Raw genomic sequence first — 9,739 nt, 5'->3', positions numbered from 1 at the left:
CTTGGGCTAATCTTATGGCGTGAGGCCCGAAGGTCCCCCACTTTGGTCCGTAGACATCATGCGGTATTAGCAGTCGTTTCCAACTGTTGTCCCCCACCATAAGGCATATTCCCAAGCATTACTCACCCGTCCGCCGCTCGTCAGCAGAGTAGCAAGCTACTCTCTGTTACCGCTCGACTTGCATGTGTTAGGCCTGCCGCCAGCGTTCAATCTGAGCCATGATCAAACTCTTCAATTAAAAGTTTTTTGAAACCGAAGTTTCGTGCTCAATGAATTCTGAATTTTGATTCTTTCGAATCGAATTGACTGTGCTGAAACAAGTAAACTTGTTTCCGTTGGTCACTCAGTTCAATTGAGACTCTAAATTTGTTTGCGTCATCTAGCGAACTAGAATCTGCTGTTAGAACTCAAYCTGTACGAGTGCCCACACAGATGATTGCTTTATATTGTTAAAGAACGTTTGAGATACTTTTGCGTCTCAAGGGCTGTGCATTCTACGCAAGCCGTTATTTTTGTCAACACTTAATTTTGAGAAAAGTTTATTTTTTCAAAACTCAGTCTTACTTGACTCAACCAACTCGTCGTTTTGCTTTTTTGTAAGCAGTCCGCCGTGTCGGTGGATGCGCATTATAGGGAGATCCAAATTGAGATCAACTGTTTTTTTAAGTTTTTATGAAAAAAATGACTGTTCGCGCAAAATACGAACGAAACGGGTGAAAATAACACTAAACCACTCACATTATGGCTATTTAGGCAGTGTATTTTATAAATATGCTTGTTATTAAGTTTTATAGAAGGTGATTTAACTATTAAGGAACGCGAATTGATCTTTATATGTGATCTTAATTGCTAGGTGCTAGGTGCTAGGTGCTAGGTGCTAGGTGCTAGGTGCTTCAAGATTGTATGGTACTGTTTGGGGTTGATAGAGCTGTTTTATTAGTAGTGAAGTTTAGTAGTGAATTTTAGAAAGTAAAAAGCCGAGCATAAGCTCGGCTTTTTGGTGTCTTTACGACTTACTCTGCAGACTGCGCGTCTTCTTGAACTTCTTCGTTTGTCGCTGGGCGACCAACTAGTTCAATATAAGCCATTGGTGCATTATCACCAGCACGGAAGCCACACTTAAGAATACGAGTGTAACCACCAGGACGGTCTGTATTACGTGGACCGATTTCGCTGAATAATTTACCAACTACTTCATTATCACGCGTGCGAGCAAACGCTAAACGGCGGTTTGCTACACTGTCAGTCTTAGCCAGTGTGATTAAAGGTTCAATTACACGGCGCAACTCTTTAGCTTTAGGCAAAGTTGTTTTGATGATTTCATGTTTCACCAAAGAACCAGCCATGTTGCTGAACATCGCTTTGCGATGGCTGCTGTTACGGTTTAATTGACGACCACTCTTACGATGGCGCATGACCCTATCCTTCTAACTAAACTAATATAGTGATTTAGATTATTCAGCTAGGCTTGCAGGCGGCCAATTTTCTAGGCGCATACCTAGAGAAAGACCACGTGAAGCTAGCACGTCTTTAATTTCAGTTAGAGACTTCTTACCTAAGTTAGGCGTTTTAAGAAGCTCAACTTCAGTGCGCTGAACTAAATCACCGATATATTGAATTTGCTCGGCTTTCAAACAGTTTGCTGAACGTACTGTTAGCTCAAGATCATCAACTGGACGAAGCAGAATAGGATCGAATTCTGGCTTCTCTTCTTTCTCTTCTGGCTCAGTTACATCACGTAAATCTACGAATGCATCTAATTGCTCAGCTAAGATAGTAGACGCACGGCGGATCGCTTCTTCAGGATCTAAAGTGCCGTTTGTTTCCATATCAATGATTAACTTGTCTAAGTCTGTACGTTGCTCAACACGGGCTGATTCAACCGAGTACGCAATACGTTCAACTGGGCTGAATGATGCATCAAGCAGCAGACGACCAATTGGACGCTCATCGTCATCAGAGGATAAACGACTAGATGCCGGCACATAACCGCGACCGCGCTCAACACGAATACGCATGCTGATCTCGCTGCTATCTGTCGTAAGGTGACAGATAACGTGATCTGGGTTGGCGATAGTTACATCACCATCGTGCTGAATATCAGCCGCAGTCACAGGGCCTACACCAGATTTAGTCAGGGTCAGAAAAACTTCATCTTTGCCTTCTAAAGTTACTGCTAGACCTTTAAGGTTTAACAGAATTTCAATGATGTCTTCTTGTACGCCCTCTTTCGCGCTGTACTCATGCAATACACCGTCGATTTCTACTTCAGTTACTGCACATCCAGGCATAGATGATAACAGTATACGGCGTAAGGCATTACCCAAAGTGTGACCGAAGCCACGCTCTAATGGTTCTAAAACTACTTTAGAACGCGTTGGGTTGATAGCGTCGATATCGACTAACCTTGGTTTTAGGAATTCGGTAACAGAACCCTGCATTTTATCCTCTCTTAACTCTTAACTTTACTTAGAGTAAAGTTCGACGATTAGTTGTTCGTTAATGTCCGCAGACAGATCTGAACGCTCAGGTAGGCGCTTGAAGCTACCTTCCATTTTCTTACCGTCAACTTCAACCCAAGTCGGCTTTTCACGTTGCTCAGCCAACTCTAGAGCAGCGATGATACGTGCTTGTGTTTTTGACTTCTCACGAATTACAACAGTATCTTCTGGAGTAATTACGTATGAAGGAATGTTCACAACACGACCATTAACTAAAATCGCTTTGTGGCTTACTAACTGACGTGCTTCAGCGCGTGTGCTAGCAAAACCCATGCGATATACAACATTGTCTAAACGTTGCTCTAAAAGCTGTAACAAGTTTTCACCTGTATTACCTTTAAGGCGAGCAGCTTCTTTGTAGTAGTTACGGAATTGCTTTTCTAATACACCGTAGATACGACGTACTTTTTGCTTTTCACGTAGCTGTAAACCGTAATCAGATAAGCGACCTTTACGAGCGCCGTGCTGACCAGGTGCAGTCTCAAGTTTACACTTAGAGTCGATAGCTCTTACGCCGCTCTTAAGGAACAGGTCAGTACCTTCACGACGACTCAGCTTGAGCTTAGGGCCCAAATATCTTGCCATGTTATTTCTCCTAACCTATTGTTAAACGCGACGTTTCTTCGGTGGACGACAACCATTATGAGGGATTGGCGTCACGTCAGTGATGTTGGTGATACGGTAACCAGCAGCATTCAAAGCACGTACAGCAGATTCACGACCTGGACCTGGACCTTTGATGAAAACTTCTAGATTTTTTAAACCGTATTCTTGAGCAGCAGTACCTGCACGCTCTGCAGCAACCTGAGCCGCGAATGGAGTAGATTTACGTGAACCACGGAAACCTGAACCACCTGCTGTTGCCCAAGATAGTGCATTACCTTGACGGTCGGTAATTGTTACAATAGTGTTGTTGAAAGAAGCATGAACGTGAGCCATACCATCAGCAACTTGCTTTTTAACCTTCTTACGACGAATTGGTGCTTTAGCCATAATCTACCCCACCTTATTTCTTGATAGGCTTGCGAGGACCCTTACGAGTACGCGCGTTAGTCTTAGTACGTTGACCACGTAGTGGTAACGAACGACGGTGACGTAGGCCACGGAAACAACCAAGGTCCATAAGGCGCTTGATATTTAATGTAACTTCACGACGAAGGTCACCTTCTACAGTGTACTTGCCAACTGCTTCACGCAATACGTCAAGTGTTTCGTCTGAAAGTTCACCGATTTTTGTGGTCTCGGCGATACCAGTCGCTGCTAAGATTTCCTTAGAGCGAGTCTTACCTATGCCATAAATAGCAGTTAAACCGATAACTGCATGTTTATGATCAGGGACGTTAATGCCAGCGATACGGGCCACTAACACATCTCCTATATTTGAATTTGGTAATCATCTGTTTGAAAAGCCCGTAAGGATACTCAAACGAAGACCAAATCACAACTAAAAACACAGGCCGAGTAAATAACTCAGCCTGCACGACTGTTTAATTAGCCTTGCCTTTGCTTGTGCTTAGGCTCACTGCAAATTACGCGTACTACACCAGCACGTTTAATAACTTTACAGTTACGGCATATTTTCTTAACGGAAGCACGTACTTTCATTGCTCAACTCCGTAAAATGACCTTATCGACCGTAGCCTTTAAGGTTTGCTTTTTTCAGCACAGAATCATACTGATGTGACATCAGATGCGTCTGTACTTGTGCCATAAAGTCCATGATTACAACAACGATAATCAAAATTGATGTACCGCCGAAATAGAATGGCGTTTGCCATGCCATAGTCATGAATTCGGGCACCAGACAGATAAAGGTTATATACAAAGCACCTGCCAATGTCAGGCGTGTCATCACTTTATCAATGTATTTAGATGTCTGCTCACCTGGACGAATACCTGGGATAAATGCGCCAGATTTTTTCAGGTTATCTGCTGTTTCACGCGGGTTAAATACCAACGCGGTGTAGAAAAAGCAGAAGAAGATAATAGCCGCAGCTAAAACCATCGCATATAAAGGTTGACCTGGAGTCAACGTTGTAGCGATTGCTTGTAGCACATCAGCGACCGGACCTTCACCCTGGCCGAACCAGCTTGCAATTGTACCAGGGAACAGAATTATACTGCTAGCAAAGATTGGTGGAATAACACCCGCCATGTTTACTTTCAGTGGTAAGTGCGTGCTTTGAGCAGCAAATACCTGACGACCTTGTTGACGCTTTGCATAGTTAACGACGATACGACGTTGACCACGTTCAAAGAATACAACTAGGTAAGTAACAGCGAATACGATTACAGCAATCAATAACAGTACAAGTACATTCAGATCACCTTGGCGCGCCATTTCGGCTGTCGAACCAATAGCAGACGGCAGGTTAGCTACGATACCAACAAAAATCAGAACTGAGATACCGTTACCGATACCACGTTCTGTAATTTGTTCGCCCAACCACATTAGGAACATAGTACCAGTTACTAAACTCACTACAGCAGTGAAGTAGAAACCGATGCCTGGGTTAACAACTAACCCGTCCATCATGCCCGGTAAGCTGGTAGCAATACCGATTGATTGGATTGTAGCAAGCACAAGCGTGCCGTAGCGTGTGTACTGGCTAATTTTCTTACGCCCTTGCTCACCTTCTTTCTTAAGCTCTATAAACGGCGGATACATATGCGTTAATAGTTGCGTAATGATCGAAGCCGAGATATACGGCATAATACCCAGTGCTAACACTGAAGCTCGCTCAAGCGCACCACCGCTGAACATGTTAAACATTTCAACAATGGTGCCCTTTTGTTGCTCGAAGAAATCGGCAAGTACAGCGGCGTCAATCCCAGGGATCGGCACGAATGAACCTAGACGGTAAATAATGATAGCACCTAATACAAATAGTAATCGACGCTTCAATTCCGAAAGCCCACTTTGTGCACTTTTCATATCTTGACCTGGTTTAGCCATTAGTACTTCCTTAGTCTTCTACCTTGCCTCCGGCAGCTTCGATAGCTTCGCGAGCACCTTTAGTCACTTTAAGACCTTTAACGGTAACTGCGCGTGAAACTTCGCCAGATTTAACTACTTTAACGAACTGGATGTTCTTTTTAACTAGACCAGCTGCTTGTAACGCGTTTACGTCTACTACATCGCCTTCAACTTTAGCGATTTCAAAAAGGTTAACTTCAGTAGATACTAATGATTTACGTGAAGTGAAACCAAATTTAGGTAGACGACGTTGCATAGGCATTTGACCGCCTTCGAAACCAACGCGAACTTTACCGCCAGAACGTGATTTTTGGCCTTTATGACCACGGCCACCAGTCTTACCAAGACCAGAACCAATACCACGACCTAGACGTTTCTTTTCAGTTTTTGCACCAGCAGCAGGTGAAAGTGTATTCAAATGCATCGAATTAACCCTCAACCTTTACCATGTAAGAAACTTGGTTAATCATACCACGCACACATGCTGTGTCTTCTAACTCAACAGTGTGATTGATACGACGTAGACCAAGACCGCGTAATGTAGCTTTATGCTTCGGTAAACGACCGATAGAGCTCTTTACTTGTGTTACTTTTACAGTTTTATTAGCCATGGTTTACCCCGTGATTTCGTCAACGCTAAGACCACGTTTAGCAGCGATTGACTCTGGAGAGTTCATGTTCTCTAGAGCAGCAATCGTTGCACGAACGATGTTGATCGGGTTAGTTGAACCGTATGCTTTTGACAATACGTTCTGTACACCAGTTACTTCTAGTACTGCACGCATCGCACCACCGGCGATGATACCTGTACCTTCAGAAGCAGGCTGCATGTATACTTTAGAACCCGCGTGGCGACCCTTGATTGGGTGCTGTAGCGTGTTACCGTTAAGGTCTACACTGATCATGTTGCGACGTGCTTTTTCCATTGCTTTTTGAATAGCAGCTGGAACTTCACGTGCTTTACCATAACCAAAACCTACTTTACCTGCGCCGTCACCAACTACTGTTAGTGCAGTGAAGCTAAAGATACGACCACCTTTAACCACTTTAGACACACGGTTTACCGCGATTAGCTTTTCAGCCAAATCAGGCTGTTGTTGCTTTGCTTCTACGTTAGCCATTGTCTACTCCTAGAATTGCAGACCGGCTTCACGCGCTGCATCAGCAAGCGCCTTCACACGGCCGTGATATTTAAAGCCACTGCGATCAAAAGCAATCTTTTCGATGCCTTTGTCAGCTGCACGTTCAGCAACCGCTTTACCAACTGCTTGAGCAGCTGCAACGTTACCTGTGCCTTTAACTGTTTCGCTAATTGCTTTTTCAACAGTAGAAGCAGCAGCCAGTACAGTACCCTCAGCAGTAACTACTTGAGCGTAAATGTGACGTGGCGTGCGGTGGATAACAAGACGCGTTGTGCCTTGTTCAATATAATTTCTACGAGTGCGTTTAGCACGACGTAGACGAGCTGTTTTTTTATCCATCGTCTTACCTTACTTCTTCTTAGCCTCTTTACGGCGTACATTCTCGTCCGCGTAACGAACACCTTTACCTTTATAAGGCTCAGGTTTACGGTATGCACGGATGTTAGCAGCTGTTTGACCAACTAACTGCTTGTCTACGCCCTTAACTAGAACTTCTGTTTGGCTTGGTGTTTCAATCGTAATACCTTCTGGTACTTCGAAATTCACTGGGTGTGAGAAACCAAGAGTTAAGTCTAATACTTTGCCCTTAGCTGCTGCACGGTAACCAACACCTACTAACTGAAGTTTCTTCTCGTAACCTTCATGCGTACCAACAACCATGTTGTTGATTAGAGCGCGAGCAGTACCTGCTTGTGCCCATGCATTAGCTACGCCTTCACGAGGTAAAGTTGTAATAACGTTGTCGTTAACTTGTACTTCAACAGCGTCGTTGATAGTACGAGTTAATTCACCGTTTTTGCCTTTAACTGTGATGTCCTGGCCTTTTAATGTAACTTCTACACCGGCAGGAACATTGATTGGTGCCTTTGCTATGCGAGACATAGTTCCCCTCCGATTAAGCTACAAAGCCAATGATCTCACCACCAACGCCGGCACTACGTGCTGCGCGGTCTGTCATTAGGCCTTTAGAAGTTGATACGATAGCGATACCAAGACCACCCATTACCTTTGGTAATTCGTCACGTTTCTTATAGATACGTAGACCAGGGCGGCTAACACGCTGGATGTTTTCAATAACAGCTTTGCCTTCGAAATATTTTAAATCGATAGAAAGCTCAGGCTTCGCTTCACCGCTTACAGCGTAATCTGCGATATAACCTTCATCTTTTAATACTTTAGCTACTGCTACTTTCAGTTTTGAAGTTGGCATCGTTACTGATACTTTCTTCGCTGACTGACCGTTACGGATACGTGTAAACAAATCCGCAATAGGATCTTGCAAGCTCATAGTCTTACTCCCGTGATACTATTACCAGCTAGCCTTTTTAAGGCCAGGAATTTCACCGCGCATAGCTGCTTCGCGAACTTTAATACGGCTCATGCCGAATTTGCGAAGGTAACCATGTGGGCGGCCCGTAACGTTACAACGATTACGTTGACGTGAAGAGCTAGAATCACGTGGTAAAGCTTGTAGCTTTAATACCGCGTCCCAACGATCATCGTCAGATGTATTAACATCACTGATGATAGCTTTTAGTGCCGCACGCTTTTCAGCGAACTGAGCAACTAATTTCGCACGCTTTGCTTCGCGCGCTTTCATAGAATTCTTTGCCATAACCCTACCCTTATTTCTTGAATGGGAAGTTAAACGCTTCTAACAACGCACGGCCTTCATCATCTGTTTTCGCAGAAGTAGTGATTGTGATATCCATACCGCGAACACGGTCTACTTTATCATAATCGATTTCTGGGAAGATGATTTGCTCACGTACGCCCATGCTGTAGTTACCACGTCCATCAAAAGACTTAGCACTTACACCACGGAAGTCACGGATACGTGGGATAGCGATTGAAACCAAACGCTCAAAAAAGTCCCACATACGCTCGCCACGTAGGGTTACTTTACAACCAATTGGGTAACCTTCACGCACTTTGAAGCCTGCAACTGATTTGCGTGCTTTAGTGATTAGAGGTTTCTGACCAGAGATTGCTTCTAGATCCGCAACAGCGTTATCTAGGATCTTCTTGTCAGCTAGAGCTTCGCCCACACCCATGTTTAATGTGATCTTTTCGATCTGAGGGACTTGCATGACAGAGCTGAAACCAAACTTCTCTTGAAGCTCAGCAACTACTTTGTCTTTATATACTTCATGCAGTTTCGCCATCATTCTACTCCAACTATTAGATAGTTTTACCAGTAGATTTAAAGATACGTAATTTCTTACCATCTTCAATCTTGAAACCTACACGATCTGCTTTACCCGTTTCCGAGTTGTAGATCGCAACGTTTGATACGTCGATAGACGCTTCTTTCTCAACAATACCGCCAGCTTGGTTCAACTGAGGAACAGGCTTTTGGTGCTTCTTGATTAAGTTGATGCCTTCGACAAATACTCGACCAGATTCAGCAACAACTGAAAGCACTTTACCGCGCTTACCTTTGTCTTTGCCTGCTAGTACGATTACTTCGTCATCACGACGGATTTTTGCTGCCATGATAGACTCCTTATAGTACTTCTGGTGCTAGTGAAACGATTTTCATGAACTTTTCAGTACGAAGTTCACGAGTCACAGGGCCGAAGATACGAGTACCAATTGGCTGTAAGTTATCGTTTAAGATAACAGCCGCATTGCTATCGAAACGGATCAAAGAACCGTCCGGACGACGAACGCCTTTTTTAGTACGCACAACTACCGCGTTTTTAACATCACCTTTCTTCACTTTACCGCGAGGAATAGCTTCTTTTACAGAAACTTTGATGATATCGCCAACCGCTGCATAGCGACGGTGCGAACCGCCAAGGACTTTAATACACTGCACTTTGCGAGCGCCGCTGTTATCAGCAACGTCCAGCTGAGTTTGCATTTGGATCATGTTAATGACCTCCGGTGTAGAAATTACAACACGCCTTAATTTTGTTTAAAATCAAGACATTTCGGTTAAATTCCACTCAAAAAACAAGCAAGTTGTCTCTTAAGGGCGGGCAATTGTAGCAGCAATGGCAAGGAAGTGGTAGGTTATTTTTTAATTAATTTGGAATTAATCGCAATGCCTGCATTGAGGAATTACAGCAGCTTGCTGGTTTGTTATTGATTATAAAACAAACAGGGCGCAAATG

The 9,739-nt window shown here is 43.9% G+C and carries 17 protein-coding genes and 1 rRNA gene; all 18 read right to left on the bottom strand.

Annotated elements, in window-relative coordinates; translation table 11 throughout:
- Positions 1 to 238: ribosomal RNA gene (locus tag L1D51_RS18855) — 16S ribosomal RNA — on the bottom strand; the annotation flags it as partial.
- Between the two features lie 775 nt (positions 239 to 1,013).
- The gene (gene rplQ, locus L1D51_RS18850; RefSeq protein WP_004589197.1) at positions 1,014 to 1,415 is read right to left on the bottom strand and encodes a 50S ribosomal protein L17; all 402 of its coding nucleotides are present in this window, start codon (positions 1,413 to 1,415) and stop codon (positions 1,014 to 1,016) included.
- Positions 1,416 to 1,454: 39 nt separating this feature from the next.
- Positions 1,455 to 2,441 carry a DNA-directed RNA polymerase subunit alpha gene (locus tag L1D51_RS18845; RefSeq protein ID WP_004589198.1) on the bottom strand — a complete coding sequence of 329 codons (987 nt, stop codon included), beginning with the start codon at positions 2,439 to 2,441 and terminating at the stop codon, positions 1,455 to 1,457.
- Between the two features lie 24 nt (positions 2,442 to 2,465).
- On the bottom strand, positions 2,466 to 3,086 hold the full coding sequence (gene rpsD, locus L1D51_RS18840; protein ID WP_036974007.1) for a 30S ribosomal protein S4: 621 nt from the start codon (positions 3,084 to 3,086) through the stop codon (positions 2,466 to 2,468).
- Between the two features lie 21 nt (positions 3,087 to 3,107).
- A complete protein-coding gene (rpsK, locus tag L1D51_RS18835; RefSeq protein WP_036974009.1) occupies positions 3,108 to 3,494 on the bottom strand; it encodes a 30S ribosomal protein S11 in 387 nt (128 codons plus the stop codon).
- A gap of 13 nt (positions 3,495 to 3,507) precedes the next feature.
- Positions 3,508 to 3,864 (bottom strand): 30S ribosomal protein S13, encoded by a 357-nt coding sequence (rpsM, locus tag L1D51_RS18830; RefSeq protein ID WP_054562818.1) that lies wholly within the window; start codon positions 3,862 to 3,864, stop codon positions 3,508 to 3,510.
- A gap of 128 nt (positions 3,865 to 3,992) precedes the next feature.
- Positions 3,993 to 4,106: a 50S ribosomal protein L36 gene (rpmJ, locus tag L1D51_RS18825; protein ID WP_002959476.1), complete on the bottom strand. Its 114-nt coding sequence runs from the start codon at positions 4,104 to 4,106 to the stop codon at positions 3,993 to 3,995.
- Positions 4,107 to 4,128: 22 nt separating this feature from the next.
- On the bottom strand, positions 4,129 to 5,457 hold the full coding sequence (gene secY, locus L1D51_RS18820; RefSeq protein WP_036974013.1) for a preprotein translocase subunit SecY: 1,329 nt from the start codon (positions 5,455 to 5,457) through the stop codon (positions 4,129 to 4,131).
- A gap of 10 nt (positions 5,458 to 5,467) precedes the next feature.
- Positions 5,468 to 5,902, bottom strand: a complete 435-nt coding sequence (rplO, locus tag L1D51_RS18815) for a 50S ribosomal protein L15 (protein ID WP_054554386.1) — start codon at positions 5,900 to 5,902, stop codon at positions 5,468 to 5,470.
- Positions 5,903 to 5,906: 4 nt separating this feature from the next.
- A complete protein-coding gene (gene rpmD / locus L1D51_RS18810) occupies positions 5,907 to 6,089 on the bottom strand; it encodes a 50S ribosomal protein L30 (protein ID WP_016710201.1) in 183 nt (60 codons plus the stop codon).
- A gap of 3 nt (positions 6,090 to 6,092) precedes the next feature.
- Entirely contained in the window at positions 6,093 to 6,599 is a 507-nt protein-coding gene (gene rpsE / locus L1D51_RS18805) for a 30S ribosomal protein S5 (protein WP_036974018.1), read from the bottom strand.
- A 9-nt stretch (positions 6,600 to 6,608) separates the two neighbouring features.
- A complete protein-coding gene (gene rplR, locus L1D51_RS18800) occupies positions 6,609 to 6,959 on the bottom strand; it encodes a 50S ribosomal protein L18 (protein WP_036974021.1) in 351 nt (116 codons plus the stop codon).
- Between the two features lie 9 nt (positions 6,960 to 6,968).
- Positions 6,969 to 7,502, bottom strand: a complete 534-nt coding sequence (gene rplF, locus L1D51_RS18795) for a 50S ribosomal protein L6 (protein WP_054554387.1) — start codon at positions 7,500 to 7,502, stop codon at positions 6,969 to 6,971.
- A 13-nt stretch (positions 7,503 to 7,515) separates the two neighbouring features.
- A complete protein-coding gene (gene rpsH / locus L1D51_RS18790; protein ID WP_054554388.1) occupies positions 7,516 to 7,908 on the bottom strand; it encodes a 30S ribosomal protein S8 in 393 nt (130 codons plus the stop codon).
- 21 nt (positions 7,909 to 7,929) lie between these two features.
- The gene (gene rpsN / locus L1D51_RS18785; RefSeq protein WP_054554389.1) at positions 7,930 to 8,235 is read right to left on the bottom strand and encodes a 30S ribosomal protein S14; all 306 of its coding nucleotides are present in this window, start codon (positions 8,233 to 8,235) and stop codon (positions 7,930 to 7,932) included.
- Between the two features lie 10 nt (positions 8,236 to 8,245).
- Positions 8,246 to 8,785 carry a 50S ribosomal protein L5 gene (gene rplE, locus L1D51_RS18780; protein WP_054554390.1) on the bottom strand — a complete coding sequence of 180 codons (540 nt, stop codon included), beginning with the start codon at positions 8,783 to 8,785 and terminating at the stop codon, positions 8,246 to 8,248.
- A gap of 16 nt (positions 8,786 to 8,801) precedes the next feature.
- On the bottom strand, positions 8,802 to 9,116 hold the full coding sequence (rplX, locus tag L1D51_RS18775) for a 50S ribosomal protein L24 (protein ID WP_054554391.1): 315 nt from the start codon (positions 9,114 to 9,116) through the stop codon (positions 8,802 to 8,804).
- A gap of 10 nt (positions 9,117 to 9,126) precedes the next feature.
- The gene (gene rplN / locus L1D51_RS18770; protein WP_010378257.1) at positions 9,127 to 9,495 is read right to left on the bottom strand and encodes a 50S ribosomal protein L14; all 369 of its coding nucleotides are present in this window, start codon (positions 9,493 to 9,495) and stop codon (positions 9,127 to 9,129) included.
- Between the last annotated feature and the right edge of the window lie 244 nt (positions 9,496 to 9,739).

It is taken from the genome of Pseudoalteromonas shioyasakiensis (assembly GCF_022398475.1).
In the GTDB taxonomy this organism is placed as follows: domain Bacteria; phylum Pseudomonadota; class Gammaproteobacteria; order Enterobacterales; family Alteromonadaceae; genus Pseudoalteromonas.
This window is presented reverse-complemented; position numbering and strand designations above follow the sequence as displayed.